General features: G+C 68.0%; 22 protein-coding genes. 9 read left to right on the top strand and 13 right to left on the bottom strand.

Going from position 1 to position 22,648, the window contains the following annotated elements; translation table 11 throughout:
- Positions 1-42: 42 nt before the first annotated feature.
- From dhaK to ACFWHU_RS27870, 4 genes are all read right to left on the bottom strand, one after another.
- The gene (gene dhaK, locus ACFWHU_RS27885; RefSeq protein WP_385799223.1) at positions 43-1,038 is read right to left on the bottom strand and encodes a dihydroxyacetone kinase subunit DhaK; all 996 of its coding nucleotides are present in this window, start codon (positions 1,036-1,038) and stop codon (positions 43-45) included.
- 80 nt (positions 1,039-1,118) lie between these two features.
- On the bottom strand, positions 1,119-1,781 hold the full coding sequence (gene dhaL, locus ACFWHU_RS27880) for a dihydroxyacetone kinase subunit DhaL (protein ID WP_385799225.1): 663 nt from the start codon (positions 1,779-1,781) through the stop codon (positions 1,119-1,121).
- A 22-nt stretch (positions 1,782-1,803) separates the two neighbouring features.
- Positions 1,804-2,643, bottom strand: coding sequence for an HAD-IA family hydrolase (locus ACFWHU_RS27875; protein WP_387228108.1), 840 nt, complete (start codon positions 2,641-2,643; stop codon positions 1,804-1,806).
- A gap of 2 nt (positions 2,644-2,645) precedes the next feature.
- Positions 2,646-3,506 carry a class II fructose-bisphosphate aldolase gene (locus tag ACFWHU_RS27870; RefSeq protein ID WP_385799229.1) on the bottom strand — a complete coding sequence of 287 codons (861 nt, stop codon included), beginning with the start codon at positions 3,504-3,506 and terminating at the stop codon, positions 2,646-2,648.
- A 187-nt stretch (positions 3,507-3,693) separates the two neighbouring features.
- On the opposite strand from ACFWHU_RS27870, the gene ACFWHU_RS27865 reads away from it, so the two are divergent.
- Positions 3,694-4,281: a DUF4240 domain-containing protein gene (locus ACFWHU_RS27865; protein WP_387228106.1), complete on the top strand. Its 588-nt coding sequence runs from the start codon at positions 3,694-3,696 to the stop codon at positions 4,279-4,281.
- 203 nt (positions 4,282-4,484) lie between these two features.
- A complete protein-coding gene (locus ACFWHU_RS27860) occupies positions 4,485-4,814 on the top strand; it encodes a hypothetical protein (protein ID WP_385799231.1) in 330 nt (109 codons plus the stop codon).
- A gap of 126 nt (positions 4,815-4,940) precedes the next feature.
- Here the strand turns inward: ACFWHU_RS27860 and ACFWHU_RS27855 are convergent, their stop codons facing one another.
- On the bottom strand, positions 4,941-5,960 hold the full coding sequence (locus tag ACFWHU_RS27855) for a DUF4331 family protein (protein WP_387228104.1): 1,020 nt from the start codon (positions 5,958-5,960) through the stop codon (positions 4,941-4,943).
- Between the two features lie 221 nt (positions 5,961-6,181).
- Between ACFWHU_RS27855 and ACFWHU_RS27850 the strand changes: the two genes are divergently transcribed.
- The 3 genes from ACFWHU_RS27850 to ACFWHU_RS27840 all read left to right on the top strand — a co-directional run bounded on the left by ACFWHU_RS27850 (position 6,182) and on the right by ACFWHU_RS27840 (position 8,010).
- Positions 6,182-6,730, top strand: a complete 549-nt coding sequence (locus tag ACFWHU_RS27850) for a GNAT family N-acetyltransferase (RefSeq protein ID WP_387228102.1) — start codon at positions 6,182-6,184, stop codon at positions 6,728-6,730.
- Between the two features lie 420 nt (positions 6,731-7,150).
- Complete coding sequence (locus ACFWHU_RS27845; RefSeq protein WP_387228100.1) at positions 7,151-7,582, top strand: MerR family transcriptional regulator; 432 nt, start codon at positions 7,151-7,153, stop codon at positions 7,580-7,582.
- Positions 7,583-7,785: 203 nt separating this feature from the next.
- The gene (locus ACFWHU_RS27840; RefSeq protein ID WP_385799238.1) at positions 7,786-8,010 is read left to right on the top strand and encodes a hypothetical protein; all 225 of its coding nucleotides are present in this window, start codon (positions 7,786-7,788) and stop codon (positions 8,008-8,010) included.
- 78 nt (positions 8,011-8,088) lie between these two features.
- Here ACFWHU_RS27840 and ACFWHU_RS27835 read toward each other — a convergent pair whose 3' ends face one another.
- The 8 genes from ACFWHU_RS27835 to ACFWHU_RS27800 form a co-directional block, all read right to left on the bottom strand.
- Positions 8,089-9,183, bottom strand: a complete 1,095-nt coding sequence (locus ACFWHU_RS27835) for a Gfo/Idh/MocA family oxidoreductase (RefSeq protein ID WP_387228098.1) — start codon at positions 9,181-9,183, stop codon at positions 8,089-8,091.
- A 15-nt stretch (positions 9,184-9,198) separates the two neighbouring features.
- Positions 9,199-10,152 (bottom strand): aldo/keto reductase, encoded by a 954-nt coding sequence (locus ACFWHU_RS27830; protein WP_385799242.1) that lies wholly within the window; start codon positions 10,150-10,152, stop codon positions 9,199-9,201.
- A complete protein-coding gene (locus ACFWHU_RS27825) occupies positions 10,149-11,360 on the bottom strand; it encodes a mandelate racemase/muconate lactonizing enzyme family protein (RefSeq protein ID WP_387228095.1) in 1,212 nt (403 codons plus the stop codon). Before ACFWHU_RS27825 ends, ACFWHU_RS27830 begins: the two co-directional genes overlap by 4 nt.
- On the bottom strand, positions 11,357-12,199 hold the full coding sequence (locus ACFWHU_RS27820; RefSeq protein ID WP_385799246.1) for a carbohydrate ABC transporter permease: 843 nt from the start codon (positions 12,197-12,199) through the stop codon (positions 11,357-11,359). The genes ACFWHU_RS27825 and ACFWHU_RS27820 overlap by 4 nt, the downstream gene beginning before the upstream one ends.
- A complete protein-coding gene (locus tag ACFWHU_RS27815; protein WP_387228093.1) occupies positions 12,196-13,080 on the bottom strand; it encodes a carbohydrate ABC transporter permease in 885 nt (294 codons plus the stop codon). The genes ACFWHU_RS27820 and ACFWHU_RS27815 overlap by 4 nt, the downstream gene beginning before the upstream one ends.
- 20 nt (positions 13,081-13,100) lie before the next feature.
- A complete protein-coding gene (locus ACFWHU_RS27810; protein WP_387228091.1) occupies positions 13,101-14,393 on the bottom strand; it encodes an ABC transporter substrate-binding protein in 1,293 nt (430 codons plus the stop codon).
- Between the two features lie 245 nt (positions 14,394-14,638).
- Positions 14,639-15,391 (bottom strand): GntR family transcriptional regulator, encoded by a 753-nt coding sequence (locus tag ACFWHU_RS27805; protein WP_385799252.1) that lies wholly within the window; start codon positions 15,389-15,391, stop codon positions 14,639-14,641.
- Between the two features lie 185 nt (positions 15,392-15,576).
- Positions 15,577-16,608: a LacI family DNA-binding transcriptional regulator gene (locus tag ACFWHU_RS27800; protein WP_387228089.1), complete on the bottom strand. Its 1,032-nt coding sequence runs from the start codon at positions 16,606-16,608 to the stop codon at positions 15,577-15,579.
- Positions 16,609-16,822: 214 nt separating this feature from the next.
- Here ACFWHU_RS27800 and ACFWHU_RS27795 point away from each other — a divergent pair, with 214 nt between their 5' ends.
- The 4 genes from ACFWHU_RS27795 to ACFWHU_RS27780 are packed head-to-tail and all read left to right on the top strand — an operon-like array spanning position 16,823 to position 22,609.
- Entirely contained in the window at positions 16,823-17,773 is a 951-nt protein-coding gene (locus ACFWHU_RS27795; RefSeq protein WP_387228087.1) for a carbohydrate ABC transporter permease, read from the top strand.
- Complete coding sequence (locus tag ACFWHU_RS27790; RefSeq protein WP_385799258.1) at positions 17,770-18,591, top strand: carbohydrate ABC transporter permease; 822 nt, start codon at positions 17,770-17,772, stop codon at positions 18,589-18,591. The genes ACFWHU_RS27795 and ACFWHU_RS27790 overlap by 4 nt, the downstream gene beginning before the upstream one ends.
- A complete protein-coding gene (locus tag ACFWHU_RS27785) occupies positions 18,588-21,353 on the top strand; it encodes a family 78 glycoside hydrolase catalytic domain (protein WP_387228084.1) in 2,766 nt (921 codons plus the stop codon). The genes ACFWHU_RS27790 and ACFWHU_RS27785 overlap by 4 nt, the downstream gene beginning before the upstream one ends.
- A complete protein-coding gene (locus tag ACFWHU_RS27780) occupies positions 21,350-22,609 on the top strand; it encodes an ABC transporter substrate-binding protein (RefSeq protein WP_387228081.1) in 1,260 nt (419 codons plus the stop codon). Before ACFWHU_RS27785 ends, ACFWHU_RS27780 begins: the two co-directional genes overlap by 4 nt.
- Positions 22,610-22,648 lie beyond the last annotated feature (39 nt).

Here is a 22,648-nt window from a genome sequence, read left to right as displayed (position 1 = left end):
CGTGCTTCGAGGGACCGGGAAACACCTGCCGAGGAGGACCTGTCAGAACACCCGGATCGGGATCTCGGCGGGGTCGGTGAGCAGGTCGAAGATCTCGTCGTCCAGCCGGAGAAGTGTCACGGAGGCGCCCGCCATGTCGAGCGAGGTGCAGTACTCGCCCACGTAGCTGCGCCCGACCGTGATGCCGCGCTCGGCCAGCTGCTTGTGGGCCAGGCCGTACACCAGGTACAGCTCACCGATCGGTGTGCCGCCGAGGCCGTTCGCCATCAGTGCGACGCGGTCACCGGAGGCGAACGGCAGGTCGTCCACGACGGCGCTGACGAGCTCGCCCACCATGGCGTCCGCCGACCGGAGCTTCTCGCGCTTCCGGCCGGGTTCGCCGTGGATGCCCACGCCCATCTCGACGGCGTCCTCGGGCAGGTCGAACAGCGGCGACCCCTTGGCCGGCGGCGTGCAGGCGGTGAGCGCCATGCCCATGCTGCGGGTGACGGAATTGACCTTCTCGCCGATCCGGTACAGCTCGTCGAGGTCCGCGCCCCGTTCGGCCGCCGCTCCGACAGCCTTCATCACGAAGAAGTTGCCGGCCACCCCGCGCCGGCCGACGGTGTACGTCGAGTCCTGTACGGCCACGTCGTCGTCGATGAAGAGGGTACGGACGGTGACCCCGTCGGCCTGCGACAGCTCCTCGGCCATCTCGAACGCCATCCTGTCTCCGGTGTAGTTGTTGACCAGCAGCAGCACGCCCTTCGGGGACGCGACCAGCTTGACCGTCTCGTACACGAAGTCGGCTGGTGGCGCGGCGAACACGTCACCGGGGCAGGCGGCGTCGAGCATCCCCTTGCCGACGCTCATCACATGCGCCGGCTCGTGACCGGATCCGGATCCCTGCACGATGGCGACCTTGTTCTCCTGCGGGGCGTCGGCACGCATGATCAGGTTGTACTCGGGCACGTACTTCAGCGTGTCGGGGTTGGCCAGGGCCAAACCCTCCAGCATCTGCGCGACGTAGTCCTTCGGGTCGTTGACGAACTTCTTCATGCCGCAACTCCTCCTGGTCCTGCCGATCCCGGGTGCCGGGAGTCGGGAGTCGGTCCGGGCGCCCGGCCCGGTGTCTGCCGTCAGCCGCGTTCCTCCCACTCGGTGGCTACGCGCTCCGCCATGACCGCGATCGCCACCGCGCCCGGATCGGGCGAGCCGATGCTGCGCTCACCGGTGTAGCTCTGGCGGCCGCGTCTGGCCTGCATGGGGGTCGTCGCGTCGGCCGCGGCGCGGGCGGTCGTGGCCGCCAGGGCGGCGAGTTCCGCACCGCCGGCCTCCGGTCCGCCGTCGGCCAGCCGCCGATCCAGGGCGTCGGTCATCGGTATCAGCGCGTCCAGCAGCGTCTTGTCACCGATGTCGGACCTGCCTCGCGCCTTGATCCCCTCGGCGGCGGCCCGCAGCATGGCCACGGCATCCGCGCCGTTCAGCTCCGGCCTGTCCTTCACGGCCCCGGCGGCCCGCAGGAAGGCGGTGCCCCAGAGCGGGCCCGATGTGCCGCCCACCCGCTTGGAGATCACCAGAGCGACCTGCTTCAGGGTCTCGGCCGGCGTGTCCGAGGCGAGGTTGTCCCAGTCGCTGAGCACGATCTCGAAACCCCGAGCGAGCGAGTACCCGAAATCCCCGTCACCCGCGACGGCGTCGAGGTCGCCGAAGGCCTTTTCGTTGTCCACCGCGGTCCGGGCGATGGACCGGACGACGAAGGTGAGGTCGTCGGCGGGCGACGACGGCGATGGCGATGACATAGCTCTCCTGACTGCTGCGACGTCAGTGCGGCCGGGGATGGGGGCCGTCCACAGGTGGATCGGATGTCGTGGAGTCCGGGGCGCCGTCGGCGGAGGGCAGGACGGCCAGGTCCGCGAGCACCACGCGGGGCCCCGGCCGGACGCCGAGCGGATCGCTCAGCACATGGGTGACGGTCTCCTCCGGCGGCGGATCGCCGAGCGAGTCGACCACCAGGGAAGCGCCGGTGAAGTCCTCCTCACCGGTGTAGGCGCTGGTCGTGACGGCGCAGGCGAGCCCGGCGCCGAGCGCGGCCAGCATGCCGTTACGGCTGTCCTCGATCACGACGACGTCCGCCGGATTCAGGCCGAGCCGCCGCACGGCGAAGTCGTAGATGTCCGGGGCCGGCTTCTTCCGCTGGACCACGTCCCCGGCGAAAACGCTGAAGTGGGCGGCCAGTTCGGGCCCCATGGCGAGTTCGAGCACGCTGCGGACGGACGCCTCCGCGGAGGTGGACGCGACCGCGAGCGTCCACCCGGCCTCGTGCGCGGCGGCGGCGATCCGCCGCACGCCCGGCCGGGGCGGAACGCTTCCGCCCCGGATGATTCCGGTGTAGATCTCGGTCTTGCGCCGGTGCCAGCGGGCGACCTGCTCATCGAGCGCGGCCGGGTCGGAGGGCAGACCTCGGGCGGCGACGAACTCGGGGGTCAGCAGCGTCCGCATCCGCTCCTTGCCGCCGCCGACCTTCACCTTCCGCGCGTACTCCTCGTCGCTCCACCGCACGGACAGACCGAATTCCGCGAACGTCTCGTTGAAGGCGGGCAGATGCCCGTCGCGTTCGGTGTCGGCGAGGACACCGTCGCAGTCGAAGATGAGCGCGGGCATGGCTAGCCCGCCTTCCCGGCGCTGCCGAAGAGCCTCATCAGCGAACCGGCCATCTCGACGACGTCCTGACGGACGGCCCGGAAGAGCGACGGCGGGTCCCACTTCTGCCGCTCCGCCGCCGTCTGCAGGAAGGCGAGGTTCGACTTCATGTACGTCTCCTTGAGGGCCGTCGAGATGTTGACCTTCGCGCACCCCCGGGAGATCAGATCGTGGAACTGCTCGTCGGACAGTCCGCTGCCGCCGTGCAGCGCGATCGGCACCGGATACTCCGCGACCAGGTCGGAGACGCGCTGGGCGTCGAGAACCGGCGCCTGCTTGTACGACCCGTGAGCGTTTCCGATCGCCGGTGCGAAGACATCGACGTGCGTGGTCCGCAGGAACTCGAGCGCGACCGCGAGGGTCTGCTGCTCGGCGGCCTCGTCGCTGCCTATGCCGTCCTCCACGCCGGTGATCGACTCGATCTCGCCCTCGACCGCGGCCCCGTACGCGCGGGCCTCCTCGACGACCTCGACGGTCTGCCGCATGTTCTCCTCGACCGGCAGCTTGGACGCGTCGAAGAGGACCGAGTTCCAGCCGCGCCGGAGGCACTCGGTGATGACTTCGCGCTCCGGACAGTGATCCAGGTGCAGGGTGACCGGCACCTCGATACCGGCGGTCATCGAGGTCCACATGTCGTGGAGGACGTCGCTGCCGACGGATCTGACCGTCTTCACGGAGGTCTGCACGATCAGCGGCGACGCGTTCTCCACCGCGGCCGCCAGCACCGCCTCGAGAGTGAGGTCGTTGAACACGTTGATGGCCGGTACGGCGTAGCGCTCGTCGAAAGGCTTGGCCAGGATCTCGGTCAGCGGTGTCACACCCACAGCGCCTCCACGTCTCCAACCCCGCCCCTCCATTCCACGCCCGCACATCCGCCCCCGCCACTTTTGGGCCCGGTGCCCGACCGGGACCGAGCCGACAGCGGGGTCGGGCCCGTCCTCGAGGGTCGAGGGATCCCCCCGCCTTCTGCGACGGCGAGCGTTGTCAGAGGTGTCTGTCACAGTGCCCGACGTGGACATTGATTCCTTCTGGAAGCTCATCGAGCACAGCCGGGGTCGGGCGCGCGGCCGGGCCGGGCGCCTCGCCTGGCTGCGGGACGAGCTGGCGCGAAAGCCCATGGCGGAGATCGTGGGGTTCCAGGTGTGCCTCGATCGCCTGTGCGAGCAGGGGTTCACCTGGGAACTCTGGTGTGCCGCCGAGCGGATCTTCGGCGGCTGGTGCTCGGACGACAGCTTCTGCTACTTCCGCCTGTGGGTGGTCGGCCTGGGCCGCACCATGTTCGAACGGGCAGTGCGGGACCCGGACACACTGGCCGAAGCTCCTGAGGTCCTGCGCCTGGTGGGCCGGCCACGACGCTCTTGGGACGATGACTGGCCGGAGTGGGAGGAGCTGGACTACGTCGCGAACTACGCCCACGAACAGGTGACCGGGGTTCCTCACACCGATGTGTCCTTCTACAGAGCCGTGGCCGCAGGCCGGAGCGACGACGTCCTGGTTCGGAATCCGCTGGGAGTGCGTTGGGACGTACGGGACGAGCCCGAAGCGACGCGCAGGCTGCCGCGACTGAGCTCCCAGTTCCCGATCACGACGCAGCCCTGAGGCGCCCGCGTTGCTCATCGCCCCGGCGAGGGGCGCGACGTGGTGGGCACGATGCGGACGCTGGAGAGTCCGACGGGGTCGGACTCCCGCGTACTGGGGCATGAAAAGATCGGCGGATGGTGGCTTCAGGTGAGTTCTTCCTTGCCGGAGACGATGAGTCCGCAGGGCGGGTAGGCCCTCGCACGAGTCACGATTTTGCCGCCGTGCCTTGTGAAGGCATCTATCCGGATGACGCGGTTCCGAGGTGGGAGAGCCTGCTGACCGGCGCGGAGAGTCAGGTCCGGGACGTGGTGCCCATGGCCAACGACGGCTTCACCGTCTTCGCTGTTCCGGAGCCGCTGTCCACGGCTCTGGCCGGCGCGCGAAGCGATCAGCTCCGGGCCACGGCCGTCGCGTGGGCCGAGATCGCCTCCGAGCCGGGCGACGAGATTTCGCCGGACAAGGCGGTGGACCTCCTTGAGCGTCTGTCGGCCCTGGCGCGAAGTCGTACGGAGAACGGCCTGACCCTGTACTGCTGGTACTTCGCGCCCTGACCTCACCCCGCCGGTATGCTTGTGGCCGCAGAGCCCGGGCCGTACCGGGCAGGCGTGCACCGCCCGCTCGCACGCCTCGCCGTCTTCACCGGCGGTGGGTTCACCGGGCAGTTCCTGCTGGGTCCGTCAGGAGGTGGCCGCCGGGTGCGGGTTGCCGAGGTACGGGAAACGGTTCAGGGTGTCGGTGTGCGGGGTCAGACCGCTCGGCGGTGCCTCGTTCCTGGTGAGGAACGCGACGCGGATGTCGATGACGTCCTCGGTGAAGGTGCGGCCGTTGGGGTACGCGGCGGGCTTGGACGGGTCGAAGTGCAGCACGTCCGGCAGGATGCCGTGTTCGTCGAGCGCGGCGATCGCCTCTTCCCGCGTGTAGTTGCCGGTGTGGCCCAGCAGATGGACGAACTGGTCCGTCCACCGCGCCCGGTCGTTGACGGGCTCGGCGGCGTTGTACTCCTCCTTCGTGTCGTCGGTGTTGAAGAAGCTGCTCACCGACGGGTGCCCGGCCCGGTCCGCGTGTACGAGTTCACCGTCGCGCATGACGCTGCACCGGCCCCAGATGTGCAGCTCGGACTTGGGCGCCAGCTCCGCGGTGGGCAGTTCGACGGCCATGGAGAAGACGTTGGCCGTGCTGTTGGAGTCGACGCCGGTCCACGGGGACCGCCCGCTCAGATGCGGTGCGGTGAAGTTCCGCTTGCCGCTGGTGTCGAACAGCTTCTGGATGCCGTCGAAGTCGAAGAAGAACGCGTCACTGCGGCTGCCGGCGGCCACCTTGTAGTCACCGCTGACAACCACGTTGGCCTGGGTGTCGAAGGAGACGGCGGCATCCGACACGATCTTGGTACCGACGGCCTCGGGCTTGCGGGAGTCCGCGCCCGTTGCCATGTAGACGCTGTAGGTCTGCGAGCCGTCGGCCGCGGGCGGGCTGAAGACCCAGCTGAAGGCGACGTCGGTCAGGTAGTCGCCGTCGCTGTCGATGTTCAGGCGGTACACGGCGTCGGGGTGCAGGGCGTCCGCGTTGGGGTTGGCGTTGAGGATGAGAACGGTCCTGCTCGGATCGTCGTGTGCCCCGAAGGCGTACAGGTCGCACAGATCGAGGCGCTGGTCGCCGAGCGGCGCCCCAAGGCTGAGGCCGGTGAAGTGATTGGACATGGTCAGGCTTTCCTCTGCTCGCTCGCCAGGAGACCGCCGGAGCGCACGAACAGCCGTTCCGCCGCTCGTGAGGTGCGTCCGCACCCGGGCGGCGCAGCCAAGCTAGCCCGCCACGGCGGTCCGGCCGCCGAAGGCGAAAGCGCCGCCGTGAAATGGCGCTCGAATGGGCCACCGCCAGGGCGACGACCGGGCGACACGCCACCGGGTCCTAACATTGGCCCATGTCCAATACACCGTCACGGGTCGAACTGTGTCCGCTCACCCTCGCCGACCAGGACGAGTTCTGCTCGCTCGTGAGGGCCAGCGCCGAGCTCCACAAGGCGACGATGCAGCTGCCCGCGACCGCGGAGGCGTTCCAGGCCTGGATGCGCCGCTTCGAGGACGGCACCAACCGGGGCTATGTGATCCGCGTCCGGGAGACCGGTACGGCTGCCGGCATGGTCAACATCAACTCGATCATCCGGGGCCGCTATCAGGGCGCGTCCCTCGGCTACGCGGCTTTCGCCCCGTCCGCGGGGCAGGGGTACATGACCGACGGGCTCACCGTCGCCCTGCGGCACGCCTTCGACGACCTGCGGCTGCATCGGCTGGAGGCGAACATCCAGCCGGCGAACAAGGCGTCCTTGGCCTTGGTCCAGCGCCTGGGCTTTCGTTACGAAGGTCTGTCGCCCGCGTATCTCTACATCAACGGGGCCTGGCGCGACCACGAACGCTGGGCCTTCACCGCGCCGTCTCCCTGGACACCCGACCCCTCCCTTCCCGAGGTCTAGGACCCGTCCGGCGGATCTTCGGGGGCCCGGGACGCCTGGCACGGCACCAAGTCGCACCACCCGCGATACGAGAGCGCGCCGTACGGAACTTCCCGCGGCGCGGCCGTCACCCGGCCGTACCGGGAGTCGCCGGCCGAGCGGGTCCGCCGGGACCCGCGCTGCCCCGTCGTCGACACACTGGTGCCGGTGGCGTAGAAGCACACCATCGAGGGGCTGGTCATGGGCGACGTCTGACCCGACCCCGTCCCCGCCCAGGTTCCGGGACGGCGGCGAGCGTCGGTGGCCCGCGAGTTCTTCACGGGGCCGCGCGCCAATGGCGGGCCCCGACACGACTGCGGCGGGGCTGCCGCACACCGCCCTTCTCACGAGCGATAGTAGAAATCTGACAACGGGCTGCGGACCACCGGGACGAGAGACCGAATGATCATGGACAAGGACGAGAAGCACATCCGGATCGGCGAGGTCGCCGCGCGGACCGGACTGTCCCTGCGCACCATCCGGCACTACGAGGAGACCGGCCTCGTCGTCCCCTCCGCCCGGTCGCAGGGCGGACTCCGGCTCTTCGCCGAGAGCGACGTGCGGCGCCTCATGGTCGTGTGCCGGATGAAGCCGCTCGGTTTCACCCTCGACCAGGCACGTGACCTGCTCGACGCCACTGACCGCCTCGACGCCGACGGCGATCTCGACGCGAATGAACGCGTTGCACTGCTGGACCGCGTACGCCGGTACGAGCAGTCCGCCGCCCAACAGGTCGACAAGCTTCGCGTCCAGCTCGCCCGGGCCGAGGACTTCGGCGCCACCCTCCGCGCCCGGCTGCGACAGGACGCGGCTTCGGAAGCGAAGAATGTCTGAGCCGACCAAGACGACGGCCAAGCTTCGCACCGGGCTTCTCAGCGACCGCTGAGTCATCTTCTGCACGGAGATTCCGCCGGTTCGGACAGTGCGTACGGTCCGTCACTTCGCCAACTCACCGGCGTCATATAGACGGACGGCACGAGCGGATCGGCCACTCCACCCTCCGGGTGCTCGGGAGCCCCGACGCCTACGATGCCCCCGTGACCAACGAAAGCAGAGTTCCGGGATCACTGATCGATCTTCAGCGAGTGTCCAACGCGGCCGCAGAGGAGGCCCGGGCGCACGGTTCGTCGAGGGAGAACTGGCGGCCGTGGGTGGAAGCGGCGGCCGCGGCCGAGAACGCCGTCGCGGAACACGCGGCAGTCGCGGGCGTCAGCGTGGACGAGCTACGGTCGGCCGTCGAGCGGGCCGCGCGCGAGGCCTGACCGCCACCGGTGACCGCACCGCGTTCGAGGCCGGGACCCGGCCCTGCTCGTCGGCGCCGCCACCCACCCACGCCGGGCTCAAGAAGTAGCTGCTGGAGCAGTCCTGCGATTTGTACGCCCGTCTCCCACGTGCCGCGTCGTGGGGCCGACGTGTGGGGAGGTGCTCGCGGCCGTCTCGATGACGGACAGCGCTGCCACGGCATCGGCCGCGTCGACGGGCGCAGGCGTCTGGTTCGTGATCGCCGCCGCGACTCCGGCGTAGAAGGAAGGGTAATCCCCTGCCGCGACGGGGACCTGCTCCTCCCCCTCGGGGCCGCTGACGGTGATCATCCTGCTCATGTCGATTCCGTATCCGGCGTCGTTCGGCCGTTGCCCACCCATGAGCTGCGCTTCCTGAGGATCGAGCCCCCAGACCGTCGCGACGGCCCTTGAGCCCACGACGCGAAATCGCGGCCTGGGTGCGGGTGCCACCGCACTCATCCACAGCCGGCTGCGTACACCGCTTCCGTGGTGAAGCGTGACGAAGCTGTCGTCGTCGCTGACCGCACCCTGCCGACGCCGGTCGAGTTCCGCATGGACTTCCTCGACGGGGCCGAACAACTGGAGGCACTGATCGATGAGATGAGAGCCGAGGTCGTACAGGATGCCGCCACCCTCACCGGGTGGTGTGGTGTCCTTCCACGCCGTTCCCCGCTCCGGCTTCCACCACTCGAAGGCCGTCTCGAACTGGCGCACTTCTCCGAGGCGACCTGTGCGGATCATTTCCGAGATGGTCAGGAAGTCGCCGTCCCACCGCCGGTTCTGGAACACCGTCAGCAGCCGACCCGCCTCTTCGGCGGCCTGTACGAGGCTCCGCGCCTCACCGGCCCTGACCGTGACGGGCTTGTCGGTGACCACGTCCAGGCCGGCCGAGACAGCGCGCAGGGCCAGTGGCAGGTGGGTGCTGTTCGGGCTGCCGATGACGACGAGGTCGAGATCCGCCGCGGCGGCGAACAGGTCGTCGGGACCGGGCACGATTCTCGTGGATGGATACTCGGCTCTGGCCGCCGCCGCGCGAGCGGGGTCGGCGGTGACGATCATGCTGAGGTCGAAGGCGGGGTCGGCGGCGACGAGTGGTGCGTGGAAGACGCGTCCTGAGACGCCGAAGCCGATTACCGCTGTGCGGATGGGCATGTGGGCGCTCCGTCCTTACTGGGGGCCGAGGGTGGACGGAAGCGATGCCACGATCAGATCCACCTCGTCGAAGATTTCCTCGGGGATGGTCACGGTGGCGGCCGCGACGTTCTGCTCGATGCGTTCGGGGCGCGAGACGCCCACGACGGTACTGGCGATACGGGGATCCCGGACGGAGAACTGGACGGCGAGAGAGGCCAGGGACACGTCCGCCTCGGAACAGAGCGCCTCTATGCGGCGGATCGCTTCGAGCAACTCCTCGGGCGCCTCGCGATATCCGTAGCGCGTTGACGCGTGGGTGCCGGACGCGAGAATCCCGCCGCCGAACACCGCCGCGTTCACCACACCCATCCCCAGGTCGCACGCCTGGTCGATGAGGCGGCCGGCGTTGCGGTTCACCAGGGTCCACCGATTGTGGGTGAGCAGTACGTCGAAGATCCCGGTGGCGACGTACTGGGAAATGACCGACGTATCGCCACCGGCCACTCCGATGGCGTGTGCGACTCCGGTCTCCTTCAGTTCACGCAGTACCTCGACCGCTCCTCCGGGGCGCATGGCCTCCTCGAAGGTCGTGTTCTCAGGATCGTGGAGATATACGAGCGGGACGCGATGGAGGCCAAGTCGCTCAAGACTCCCGGCGATCGACCGGCGCATCTGCTCGCCGGAGAAGTCGCCCGTGTCGAGGTCACGTGTGATCTTGGTCGAGAGGAGATATCCGTCAGGCAGGCCACCGACTTGTGCGAGCGCGGCTCCGATGCGACGTTCCGACTCCCCACCGCTGTACGCGGCGGAGGTGTCCAGCGCTCGTACGGCTCCTGTGAGGGCGGCACGCGCGGTGGCGATGCCGCTCTCGGCCGACACCTCGTATCCGAAGTTCTTGGGCATCGAGCCCAGCGGCGCTCCGCCGATCGTCAGCGGTGTCACCTCCAGACCGGTGGCACCGACCGTCCTCAGTCCCGTGTTCGTCATCGCGCCGACACCGTCTTCCACTCGAAGAAGTCCTCCGCACCCGGTTCCAGATGCGCCGTCGCCAACTCACGGTCCAGCTCGATCCCCAGCCCGGGGGCGTCGCCGACCGTCACATGGCCGTTCACGACGATCGGGTTACCGAGCCCCGAGACCATCTGGTACCACCAGGGTTCGCGCGCCACCGGGTACTCGAACGCGATGAGGTTGTCCGGGAGCACCGCGCTGACCTGGATCAGCGCGGCGAGTCCCAACAGCCCGCTGCTGACTCCGTGCGGTGCGATCTGGATGCCGTAGAGGTCGGCGAATTCGGCGATCCATTTGAGCTCGGCGAGGCCGCCGACGTCTCCGGGGTCGGGGCCGATGACCCGGACGGCCCGGCGGTCGATCAGTTCGCGGAAGTTCTGGCGCAGATAGATCTGTTCGCCGGTGTGGGTGGGAATGATGGTTGATCCCGTGATCTCGCGGTAGCCGTCGACTTCGCCCCACGGCACGAAGTCGCCGGTCAGCAGGTCCTCGGCCCAAGCGATGTCGAAGGGTTCGAGCCGGCGCAGGACGGTGATCGCGTCGGAGACGGTCCACCCCGGTCCCATGTCCAGTGCGAGGCGCCGGTCCGGTCCCAGTACGTCCTTCATCGCCGCTACGCAGTCGACTATGTGGGCCAGCGCGTTGGGTGTCATCGGACCGCGGTTCGGATGCAGCGGCCCGGTGCGCAGCTCGTTGTACAGGAAATCGGGGGTGTTGGGCGCCATGAAACCGTGAAGTCCGACGCCTTCCTTGAAGATGCTGAAGCCCTCGGGCGCCGCGGCGCTGTACGCCATGGAATCCGCGTAGTGCTGCGGGGTGTGCCCTTCCAAAGGACGTCGCACCCCGCCGTTGTAGACACGGATCCGGTCGCGGACCTTTCCCCCGAGCAGTCGGTGAATGGGGAGTTCTGCGGCCTTGCCGGCGATGTCCCACAGGGCGATCTCGATGGCTGAGATCATCGCCCCCCACGGCTTGGATCCCCCCAGCCGGCGGATTCGGATCATGCAGCGTTCGACCTCGGTCGGATCGTGTCCGATGAGGAGTTCACGTGGTATCCCGAGCGTGGACACGACATTGGCCTTCGTGTATTCGACCTCGGCGAATCCGTCGATTCCTTCGTCGGTCACGACCCGTACGACGGGGCTCGCCCCGATACGAGCACAACGGATGTCCGTGATTCTCATCCCTTGACCGCTCCCCCCGTGAGACCGCCGATGAAGTGCCGTTGCAGCAGCACGAACAAGATGACGACCGGGACCGTCAGCACCACTGAGGCCGCCATGGTCGCTCCCCAGTCCACGTTGAACTCCGTGGCGAATTCGGTCAGTGCGACCGGCCCCGTGCGCGCGGCTGTCGAGGATGTCAGCACGGAGGCGAACAGGAACTCGTGCCAGGACTGCAGGAACGCGAACATCCCCGCGGCGACCAGTCCCGGAGAAATCACCGGGAGCGTGATGTAGGTGACGGCGTCGAGCCGGTTCCCTCCGTCGATCTGTGCCGCCTCCTCAAGTTCCACCGGTACCGCCGCGATCTGATTACGCAGCATCCAGGTCACCAGGGGGACGGTGATCACCAAGTGGGCCATGGCGACGCCGACCACCGAGTCGAGAAGATTCAGGGACTTGATGATCTGGTACAGGGGCAGCAACACCACTGTGAGCGGGACCACCTGACCGAGCAGAAGGAACAGCGCGAGCGGTCGCGCCGAGCGGAAACGGAAGCGCGCGAGGGCGTATCCGGCGCTGAAGCAGAAGATCAGGGTGGCGACCGCCGCGAGGAGTCCCACGATCAGTGAGTTCAGAAGTGCCCGCAGCGTATTCGAGCTGGTGAATACGGTGGCGTAGTTCTGCAACGTCCATGAGTCGGGGAGCAGATGGGCGTTGGCGGAGTAGATCTCCGAGGATCCCTTGAACGAGGTGAGAAGCATCACGGCAACCGGACCCAGACTCCACAGGAGAAGTGCGGCAAGCAGGAACCACACCCCGAACCCGGCCGCGATTCGCTTCGCGGATCGTCGACTCATGACTGCTCCTGAAGATCTGTGCGCATGGTCCGGGCGAACAGAACGGCGAGGACGGCCCCGATGGCGAGCTGCAGAATCGCGACCGCGTACACCAGAGAGTCATCACCGTTCTGGAATGCCTGGTACAGCAGGATGGGCAGGATCGTGGACGCGCCCGCGGGCCCTCCGCTGGTGGTGACCCAGATGATGGTGAAGGAGTTGAGCGCCCATATCGCCAGGTTCAGCGAGGCGATCGCGGTCGTGGTGCGGATGCTGGGAAGCGTGATGTACCAAAGAATCTTGAGGGAGGAGGCGCCGTCGAGGCGCGCCGCTTCATAGCGTTCCTCGGGAATACCGGCCAATGCGGCGGACACCATCAGGACGACGAACGGCGCTGTCACCCATATCTGGATGACCATGACCGACCACAGAACCATTGAGGGGTCCGACAGCCACTGGACGGGCTGCGAGACGATACCCAGGTCGATCAGATAGCGGTTGACCAGGCCGTAATCGGTGGACAGGCTCCAGCGCCAGATGGTCGCTCCGACAACGCCGGGGATGATCCAGGGCACCATGATCAAGCTGCGCCAGAGGCCGGTGAGCCGCAGTTGTTTCGCGCGGAGAACGATGCCACCGGCGTAGCCGATGATCATTGCCCCGATGGTGGCGCCGACTGTCCATTTGACTGTGTTGAACATGACTTGAGCAAAGTCGGGCGTCGCGAAAAGACGGGTGAGTCCGGAGCCGCCGTCGCCGACGACTCTGACCACGGTCGAGACGATCGGAATGACGAACATAAGGGCTGTGAGAACGAGCGCCGGAATCATCAGTCCGACCGGGCGCCCGGTGCGACGGCGAGACCTTGTCCGGGCCGCTGTTCTGGATTCTTCCGAACTCATCAGGTCACCTCGGGTCGATTTCATCGGCCCAGCGCCTTGTCGGCCTGAGCGACGATGTTCTTCGCCGCGGCGCTGCTCGACCGCTGCCCCAGTCCGACTTTCTGGATCTCGTTGTGCACGCCTGGGATGGTGGCTGTCCAGCGCGGATCGTCCGGAGCCGGTGTCGAGTGGTCGGTGAGTTGCCGAACGTACGGCTCGCGCAGTTCCGTCTGGAACTTGGCGTCCTTGAACGCGCTGAGCCGGGCGGGGAAAGTCAGCGTCAGAGCAGCCATGTTGGCCGGCTCACCGAGGAAGGCGACCAGTTTCTCCGCCGCGTCCTTGTGCTGGGCCTTGGCCGGCACGATGTAGGCCCACCCACTTCCCTGAGCGGTGCCGACCGCGCTCGTGTCCGGACCCGGCAACTCGGCGGTGGCGATGGGGGCTTTGTGCGTGACCGCGTCGTCCACGTCGAAAACCCCGCCTTGATACATCGCGACTCGTCCTTGCAGGAACAGTTCATGGATGGCGGTGTTGTCCAGTTCGAACGAGCTCGGGCTGGCCCAGCGTTCGGTGATGGATCCCCCGATGAGATCCAGGGCGTTCTTCACCGAGGGCTCGGTGAGTTTCGGTGCCCCGTTCTTGATCGTTGAGCCGTCGGAGATCGCGAAGTCCAGCAGGCGCAGGGTCAGGTCACTCGGGTCCCCCTGTATCGGCCAGGCGGTGCCGACGACATTGCCCTTGGTGAGCCTCTTGGCGTCTTCCTCGAATTCGGCCCAGGTTGTGGGCGGGGAGTCGATTCCGGCGGCTTCGAAGAGGTCGGGGTTGTAGATCAGTGCGTTCGTCGCCCAGCGATAGGGCACGGCGTAGGTCTTTCCCTGGGCGGTGAGCGAGTTGACAAGGCCGGGGGCGAAGTCGGACTTCGGCATCGAGGGTCCGTACTGGCCGCTGAGATCCGTCAACTGGCCTTTTGCGGCGTAGCCCTTGATGCGGGAGGTGGACTCGGTGATGACGTCGGGGACATCTCCGGAGTTCAACGCGACGGAGGTGCGATTCGCGACCGTGTCTCCTGTCGTCTTGACCAGATTCACGGTGGTACCGGGGTTTTCGTTCTCGTAGGTCGCGACCAGTTTGCGGGCCGCGTCGTAGTCCCAGTCCGGAACCCACCAGGTGACGGCATCCGCGTTCGAGGAATTGTTGGCGATGTTGTAGGTCACCGTGCCGGCCATGGCCAGGATCACCGCCGTGGTTGCCGCGATGAAGGCGGCCGTTCTGGGGAGGACTGCCATAGTCGGCTCCATTGCTCGAATCACACGGTCCAGTGCCTGGGTCGACATTGAACGCGAGAGCAATGATGTAAATGTAATTACAGGATGTCAACCCCTCGGGGCCTGCGATGTTGCCGCCCGGCGTCACCGTGCGATGGGGGTCCTGTTCGGCGGGACGCGTGGCCCGCCCGCACCGGGTTTCGTCCTTCCGCGCGTTCGCCCACGGCCGTGCGCTTCAACTGCGCGGAGTACGGGGGGAGTTCCTGGCGCGCGGCGGCCAGGGTCCGATAGGCCAGGTCAGGGAGGTCGGCCGGTCAGTCGGTCTGTCGGCGGACGTCGACCTCGAGGCGGCTGAGGTCTCCCCGGTGATGGCCGGTGAACCGCTCCAGCGGTCGTCCGGCCGCGTCGTAGGAGACGCTGCGCATGACGAGGACCGGAGCCCCGGCCGACAGGCCGAGTACGTCCGCCACCTCGCCGGCGGCCACGCCGGCCTCGATGAGGCGCCGAGCGTGATCGAAACGAACGCCGAACCGCTGCTCCAGCACTCCGAAAAGGGACAGATCATCCACATCGGCGGTGAGCAGCCCCTCCCCGACGGAGAGCGGGAACTGGGTGAGGGTCAGGGCCCACGGCGCGCCGTCGATCGAGCGGACGCGTTCCACCTCGACCACCATCTCGCCGACCTTGACCGCCAAGTCCTTGGCGACCGCGGCGGACGCCGGGACCAGGCCCTTGCGCCGCACAACCGTGTGATGGGTGCCCGATCCCGACTGGATGTCCTCGAAATAGCCGATCAGGGCGTGGCCGAGGACGCCCGGGGCGTGGGTGTCCGCGAGGAACGTGCCGCGTCCCCTCTCCCGGCGGATGACGCCCTCGTGCTCGAGTTCGCCCATGGCCTGACGGACGACGGTGCGTGAGACGTCGTACTGCTGACACAGCTCGAAATCGCCGGGGAGCCGATCGCCGGGCTCCAGCCCTCGGGACTGGATGTCCGCGAGGATGAGGTCCTTGAGCTGCGAGTAGAACGGCACCGCGGAGCGGCGATTGATGAGATCCCCGGCTGCCATGGGGGCAAGACTAGCGTGCGCCCGTTGCCCCGGAGTGACTCGACCACCTGGCCGAGCCCCGTCGCCACGTCACGCGTGAACCCGGACACGAGGTCTCTTCGGGTCCGCCGTCAGTGCATCAGCACCTGGTACTGGGGCGGCATGACCCAGACGAAGTTCCGCAGCCGCCGACCATCGCCCCGAACTCAGGTCGCCGGTGGTGCGGAGGTTCGGCGGACGACGAGGGATGGAGAGAGCTTGACCTGGGCCGATGGCTTGCCCCGGTCGGCGAGACGGCCAAGGAGGAGCCGAGCGGCCTCGGTGCCGATGTGTCGGCCGGCCTGATCGACGCTCGTGAGTGAGATGGGACCGAACGCGGCGAAGGTGGTGTTGTCGTAGCCGACGACGGAGATGTCGCCGGGGACGGAGACACCGGCCTCGTCCAGCGCTTCGAGGACACCCATCGCCACGATGTCGGCGCCGGCGAAGATGGCGGTCGGGCGGTCGGCCCTGGTGAGCAGCTGCTGGGTGCCTCGGTATCCGCCTTCCTGGGTGTAGGTGGTGGAGACGATGTCGTCCGCGAGGCCGTGCGCCCGCATCGACCGGCGGAAGCCCTCGGCACGCAGGGCGTTGGGCATTTCCACCATGCGGGCGGGGTCGGTCTCGGCGTGCTCGATGTGTGCGATTTGCCGGTGCCCGAGGCCGACGAGGTGGTCGACGACCAGCGCGGCGCCCGCGATGTCGTCGTCCGACACCGTGTCGTAGACGGCGGACTGCCCGTGGCGACCGACGACCACGGTCGGCACGGCGCGAGCCACCTGTTCCAGATGGGATCGCGAAGAGACCGGCGCGATCAGAACCAGCCCGTCCATACCCCGGTCGATCATGGCCTCGGTGACCCGCGCCTCCGCCGCCTCACCGTTGCAGCCCGGCCCCATCAGGACCTGATAGTCCGTTTCGTCCAGAGCCCCGGTCAGCCCGTCGAGGATTTCCGGGAAGAAGGGATTGCGGATGTCCGGCAGCATCACGCCGATGGTGTAGGTCTGACCGCGCATGCCCCTGGCCGCGGCGAAGGGCCGGTAGCCCAGTTCCGCTATCGCCTGGCGCACCTTGGCCCGCATCTTCGGACTGGTCCCGTACGCGTTGCGCAGGACCTTGGACACGGCGGTCGTGGACACCTCGGCGTGCCGGGCGACATCGACGATGGTGACGCGCCGGGGCTGCGCTGGCGGCTCCATGCAGGTTCCTCCTCTGGTCCCGCTGCCGTACAAGGCCCGGAGCAGGAAACGTTGCCCAGAGTCTAAAGGCTCTCCGTGGTGCCGTATCCACAGCGGATTTCCCGCATCGTGTCAGACATATTGACGCCGCCCTGGGCCACTCCTAGAGTCTGCCGCAACTTTTTGGGGAACGTTACCCATTGGATTGAATCGTTTTAAGAGAGCGGATCCCGCCGTGATCACTGCCCCTCCCGACCCGGTCTCCGATCCGGTGGCTTCCGTGCCCGCACAGCACCGTGTCCGCCCGTCGGTTCGGCGTCATATCGCGGCGCCGTGGTGGTTCGCCGCGCCCGCGATGCTGCTGTTCGCCTTCGTCGTCCTCGTGCCGAGTACGCGTGGCGTGTACTACGCCTTCACCGACTGGGACGGTCTCGACCCCGACTTCTCCTTCGTCGGCCTGGCCAACTTCGGCGCCATGTTCCGTGATCCCGACGCGGTGCAGGCGATCTGGCACACCCTGCTGATCGCCGTCGCGGTCACCGTCATCCAGAACGCGTTCGGGCTGCTGCTGGCGCTCGGGGTCAACAGCGTCATCAAGTCCCGCAATGTGCTGCGGGTGTTCCTCTTCGCGCCGGCCGTGGTCACGCCCATCGTCACCGCCTACCTGTGGCGCAACCTGCTCAGCCCCGACGGCGCGGTGAACAGTCTGCTCCGTGCGGTGGGACTGGCTTCCTGGGAGCAGGACTGGCTGGGCGACCCGGACATCGCCCTGTGGTCCGTCGTCGGTGTCGTCGTGTGGCAGTTCGGCGGCTACTCCATGGTCATTTTCCTCGCGGGACTGCAATCGGTGCCCAAGGAGATCTACGAGGCCGCCGACATCGACGGCGCGGGTCCCGTCCGGCGCTTCTGGTCCGTCACGCGTCCCCTGCTCGCTCCCGCGCTCACGATCAATCTGATGCTGTCGATCATCGGCGGGATCAAACTCTTCGACCAGGTGTACGCGCTGACGGGCGGCGGACCGGGCCACGCGACGGACACGCTGTCGACCCTGATCTACAAGGACGCCTTCACGCTCGGCGAGTTCGGCTACAGCATGGCCCTCGCGGTGGTGCTCACGATCATCGTGGCTGTCGCCTCGGCCGGTCAGTACTTCTTCCTGTCCCGCAACGAGAGGGCGTCCTCGTGAACCGCTACCGCCGACGCACGTTCGGGCTCGAACTGGTGATGATCACCGTTGCCCTGGTCGTGGGTTTTCCGCTGTACGTCCTGGTCAACCTGGCCGTCCGCGCTCCGTCGGACAACTCCTCTCCACTGCGGCCGACCACCTCCCCCACACTCGACAACTTCACCCAGGCCTGGCAGCAGGGCGGTCTCGGGGGCGCGCTGGCCAACAGCGTCCTGGTGACCGCGTGCAGCGTCTTCATCGTGCTGACCGTCTCGGCCTTCGCCGCGTACCCGCTGGCGCGTGCCACCGCACGCTGGTCACGGGGCATGTTCCTGCTGATCATGCTGGGCCTCGTGGTGCCGTTCCAGCTCGCCGCCCTGCCGCTGTACCAGACGATGCGGGATCTCGGTCTGCTCGGTACACCGTGGGCGCTGGTCCTCTTCTACTCCGGTCTTCAGGTCCCGTTCACCACCTTCCTCTACGTCGGCTTCCTGCGTGCCCTGCCGCGGGACTTCGAGGAGGCCGCGCTCATCGACGGATGCACACCGCTCAAGGGCTTCCTCTACGTGGTGTTCCCGATGCTCCGGCCGATCACGGTGACCGCGCTGGTACTCAACGCGGTCGCTGTGTGGAACGACTTCTTCACCCCGCTGCTGTATCTCAGCGGCAGCGCACAGCAGACCATGCCGGTCGCCATCGCCGGGTTCGTCGGCCAGTACGTCACGGACTGGAACCTCGTCTTCGCGGCACTGGTCATCAGCATCGTGCCGATCCTCGCCGTCTATTTCGCGCTGCAGCGCAGCATCATCAACGGCTTCGCCGGAGGGCTCAAGGGATGACACCGACCGCAGATCCTTCGCTGCTGGTCTACGGACCGCGGACCGAACAACTGCATGAGCCTCTTGGCGTCGGCGAGCAGCACCCGCGCCTGTCGTGGAAACTCCGGAGCGAGCGGCGGGGTGCCGCGCAGAGCGCGTACCGCATCACCGCCGCGGAGCGGGCCGACGACCTCGACACCTCCTCCCGCCTGTTGTGGGACAGCGGTCGGCGCGAATCCGGCGAGACGCTGCTCATACCGTGGAACGGCGCGGCGCTGCGGTCGGCCACGCGGTACCACTGGCGCGTCGAGGTCTGGGACGAGACGGGCGCCCCGGGCACGCCGGCGCAGACCTGGTTCGAGACCGGACTGCTCACCCATGACGACTGGCAGGCGGTGTGGGTGGGGCGCGATCCCCACAGTGCGCCGCCCGTGGAGCCGCCCGGGGACGAGGACCCGGACCCGTCGTGGGGCACTCCGCCGCTGTATCTGCGGCGGGAGTTCGAGCTGCGGGACACCCCGGTGCGGGCCCGTCTGTATGCCACCGCTCGGGGCGTGTACGAGCCCCGGCTCAACGGCTCACGAGTGGGCGATCTGGAGCTGGCGCCGGGCTGGACCGAGTACCACCGCCGCCTGCAGTACCAGAGTTACGACGTCACCACCCTGGTGCGCGAGGGCCGCAACGTGCTCGGCGCCATCGTGGCGCACGGCTGGTGGAGCGGCCATATCGGCTTCGACCCGCGCCGGGCCGCACACCACTACGGAGGCGAACCGGCCTATCTGGCGCAGCTCGTTGCCGAGTTCGCCGACGGTTCGCGTCAAGTCGTGGCCACCGACCCCGACTGGACCGAACATCCCGGCGCCATCCGCGCCGCGGACCTCCTCATGGGCCAGCATGTCGACGCCCGGTGCGAGATACCCGGCTGGGACACACCGGAAGCGGTGGCCGCCGGCCGGTGCCAGGTCGCGGTACTCGACCACGCCACCGGACCTCTGGTCGCAGAACCCGACCCTCCGGTACGGGTCACCCGCGGGGTGGCGGCGGTGGCCGTGCGTCAGCGCGGACCCGGCCGGTACATCGCCGACTTCGGGCAGAACCTGGTCGGCCGTGTGCGACTCACGGTCCGAGGCGCCGCCGCCGGTCGTCGGATCACCCTGCGGCACGCCGAGATCCTCGCGGACGGCGATCTGTACGTGGACAACCTGCGCCGCGCGCGGGCCATCGACACCTACGTCGCCGGCGGCGGTGAAGTCGAGGTCTTCGAACCGCAGTTCACCTTCCACGGCTTTCGCTACGTGGAGATCGACAACTACCCCGGTGACCTGCAACCCCGTGACGTGATGGCTCGCGTGCTGCACAACGACGTTCCACGGGCCGGCACCTTCGAGTGCTCCGACCCGATGATCAACCAGCTCCAGTCGAACATCGTCTGGGGACAGCGGGGCAACTTCGTCGCGGTGCCCACCGACTGCCCGCAGCGCGACGAGCGTCTCGGCTGGCTCGCGGACGCCCAGATCTTCGCTCCGACCGCCAGCCGCAATGCCGACGTCTCCACGTTCTTCGCCCGCTGGATGCGCGACGTGATCGACGGCCAGGACACCGACGGCGCCTTCCGCGACGTCGCACCCGCCGTCACCATCGACCGCGAGGCCGCCCCCGCATGGGGCGACGCCGGAGTGATCATCCCCTGGCACCTGTGGCGCATCTACGGTGACCGCCGGGCGCTGCGGCGGTCCTTCGGCGCGATGACCGCCTGGGTCGATCACATCCGGCGGCACAATCCCGACCTGCGATGGCGGCGCCGCACGGGCAACTCCTACGGCGACTGGCTTCAGATCGATGTCACCACGCCTCGCGACCTGCTGGCGACCGCGTACTTCGCCCGCAGTACCGAGATCGTCGTGCTCAGCGCCGAAGCGCTCGGACTGCCCGAAGTGGCCGCCGAATACCGGGCACTGCATGGCGGCATCCGTTCCGCGTTCATCGATTCCTTTGTGTCGGCCGACGGCCGTGTGGAGGGCGGCACCCAGACCGGCTATCTGCTGGCCCTGGCCTTCGGTCTGCTGCCGGAATCCCTGATACCGGCCGCGGTCGGTCACCTGGCCGCCGAGGTCGAGAGCCGCGGGACCCGCCTCACGACCGGCTTCGTGGGCACCGCGCTGCTGTGCCCGGTACTGGCGGAGCACGGCCGGACCGGCCTGGCCTACGCCTTGCTGCCCCAGGAGGAGTTCCCCTCCTGGGGACACTCCATCCGGCACGGCGCCACCACGATCTGGGAGCGCTGGGACGGCTGGACCGAGCAGAGCGGCTTCCAGTCCGCCGCGATGAACTCGTTCAACCACTACAGCCTGGGCAGCGTCGGCGACTGGCTCTTCGGCCGGGTCGCCGGCATCGACCAGACGCCCGGTTCGGTGGCCTACCGCGAACTGCTTCTGCGGCCCTTGCCCGGCGGGCGTCTCACCTGGGCGCGCGCCGAACAGGAGACGGCGCGGGGACGGGCCGAGTGCGGATGGGCGCTCGCCGACGGCCGGCTCACCATCACCGCCGTGGTCCCGCCCGGCGCGACAGCCCTTCTGGAAGTGCCCACCTCGGAACCGTCCGGCGTACGGGAAGGCGGCGAACCCGCGGCCATCCGGCCGGGAGTGCTCGCGGTCGAGCCGACGGACGCCGGAGCCCTGCTCCATCTGGCCTCCGGCCACTACGTCGTCAGTGCGGCGGCACCCGACACCCACACTCCGCCGGTCAGCAGCCGACCGGTCCTCTTCTCTCGGGAGACATCATGAGAACAACCAGACTGACGGCGTTGGTGGCCGCGTTGACGGCCGGTACCGTGCTGGCCGCGTGCAGCGGAGGCACCAACGCGGGCGGCAGCACCTCCAAGACCTTGACGATCGCCTCGGTCGACCAGGGATCCGTGGAGGACGTGGTCGCCGCGTTCGAGAAGGCCAATCCGGGCGTCGAGGTGCGCCTGACCACCAGCGGCGCCGACCAGTACCAGCAGCAGATCCGTACGAAACTGGCCTCCGGCACCGCACCGGATGTGATGTCGGTGTGGCCCGGCAACGGCAACCCCGGCGCCACCTATGTGTTGGCCGAACCCGGCTACCTGCTCGACCTGTCCGACCGGCCCTGGGCGCGGAAAATGCCCGCCGCGGTCAAATCCGTCGCCCAGTACGAGGGCAAGACGTACAACGCGGTCTTCGGCCTCAACGGTATCGGCGCCGTCTACAACCAGGACGCCCTGGACAAGGCGGGACTCACCCCACCGGGCACCTGGAGTGAACTCCTGGACTTCTGCCGCGAGGCAGCCGCCAAGAAGACCCCCGCCTTCGCCTTGGGCAACCAGGACAACTGGGTCACCCAGACCGTGCTCTACGCACTCGTCGCCACCACCGTCTACGGCCCCGACCGGAACTTCGACAAGAAGATGCAGGACGGTCGGGCCACCTTCGCCAAGTCCGCATGGACGACCGCACTGGCCAAGTACAAGGAGATGGAGAAGACCGGCTGCTTCCAGAAGAGCCCGCTCAGCACCAGCTACGAGGCCAGCCAGGAACTCACCGCAGGCGGGAAAACCCTGGGCATCGTCCAGGGCAACTGGATCGTGGCCCTGCTCAAGGGCACGAACCCGGACGGCAGGTTCACCCTCAAGGCCCTTCCCGCGAGCGACGATCCCGGCGGGTTCCTCATGCCTGCCGCGGCCGGCATGGGATACGGCGTCAACGCCAAGGCGAAGAACAAGGACCTCGCCCTGAAGTTCGTGGACTTCGTGATGTCTGACGACGGCATGAGCCTGTTCGCCGAGAAACAGGGCAGCCTGCCGACGCTCCCCGGCACCGGCCACACCTCGGACCCCGCACTCGCCGAACTCAGCACGTTCATCGACGAAGACAGAACCGTGCCGTTCATGGACCAGCTCTGGCCCAACCCCAAGGTGCAGCAGACCATGCTCAGCGGCCTCCAGGAGATGTTCAGCGGCCAGGCCGACGCCGACGACGTGCTCAAGGACATGGACACCGACTACCGGGCCGGAACCTGACCAACACGAACCCGCCTGAGCCCCTCCCCGGTACGCCCG

The organism is Streptomyces sp. NPDC060366, from assembly GCF_042725135.1.
Lineage (GTDB): Bacteria > Actinomycetota > Actinomycetes > Streptomycetales > Streptomycetaceae > Streptomyces.
This window is presented reverse-complemented; position numbering and strand designations above follow the sequence as displayed.

Excerpts from the sequence above, each read along its gene's own strand:
- ACFWHU_RS27785 (WP_387228084.1), top strand. The coding sequence starts at position 18,588 with ATGACACCGACCGCAGATCCTTCGCTGCTGGTCTACGGACCGCGGACC.
- ACFWHU_RS27825 (WP_387228095.1), bottom strand. The coding sequence starts at position 11,360 with ATGAGAATCACGGACATCCGTTGTGCTCGTATCGGGGCGAGCCCCGTC.
- dhaL (WP_385799225.1), bottom strand. The coding sequence starts at position 1,781 with ATGTCATCGCCATCGCCGTCGTCGCCCGCCGACGACCTCACCTTCGTC.
- ACFWHU_RS27810 (WP_387228091.1), bottom strand. The coding sequence starts at position 14,393 with ATGTCGACCCAGGCACTGGACCGTGTGATTCGAGCAATGGAGCCGACT.
- ACFWHU_RS27805 (WP_385799252.1), bottom strand. The coding sequence starts at position 15,391 with ATGGCAGCCGGGGATCTCATCAATCGCCGCTCCGCGGTGCCGTTCTAC.
- ACFWHU_RS27815 (WP_387228093.1), bottom strand. The coding sequence starts at position 13,080 with ATGAGTTCGGAAGAATCCAGAACAGCGGCCCGGACAAGGTCTCGCCGT.
- ACFWHU_RS27835 (WP_387228098.1), bottom strand. The coding sequence starts at position 9,183 with ATGCCCATCCGCACAGCGGTAATCGGCTTCGGCGTCTCAGGACGCGTC.
- dhaK (WP_385799223.1), bottom strand. The coding sequence starts at position 1,038 with ATGAAGAAGTTCGTCAACGACCCGAAGGACTACGTCGCGCAGATGCTG.
- ACFWHU_RS27830 (WP_385799242.1), bottom strand. The coding sequence starts at position 10,152 with ATGACGAACACGGGACTGAGGACGGTCGGTGCCACCGGTCTGGAGGTG.
- ACFWHU_RS27820 (WP_385799246.1), bottom strand. The coding sequence starts at position 12,199 with ATGAGTCGACGATCCGCGAAGCGAATCGCGGCCGGGTTCGGGGTGTGG.
- ACFWHU_RS27800 (WP_387228089.1), bottom strand. The coding sequence starts at position 16,608 with ATGGAGCCGCCAGCGCAGCCCCGGCGCGTCACCATCGTCGATGTCGCC.
- ACFWHU_RS27875 (WP_387228108.1), bottom strand. The coding sequence starts at position 2,643 with ATGCCCGCGCTCATCTTCGACTGCGACGGTGTCCTCGCCGACACCGAA.
- ACFWHU_RS27850 (WP_387228102.1), top strand. The coding sequence starts at position 6,182 with ATGTCCAATACACCGTCACGGGTCGAACTGTGTCCGCTCACCCTCGCC.
- ACFWHU_RS27855 (WP_387228104.1), bottom strand. The coding sequence starts at position 5,960 with ATGTCCAATCACTTCACCGGCCTCAGCCTTGGGGCGCCGCTCGGCGAC.
- ACFWHU_RS27845 (WP_387228100.1), top strand. The coding sequence starts at position 7,151 with ATGATCATGGACAAGGACGAGAAGCACATCCGGATCGGCGAGGTCGCC.
- ACFWHU_RS27780 (WP_387228081.1), top strand. The coding sequence starts at position 21,350 with ATGAGAACAACCAGACTGACGGCGTTGGTGGCCGCGTTGACGGCCGGT.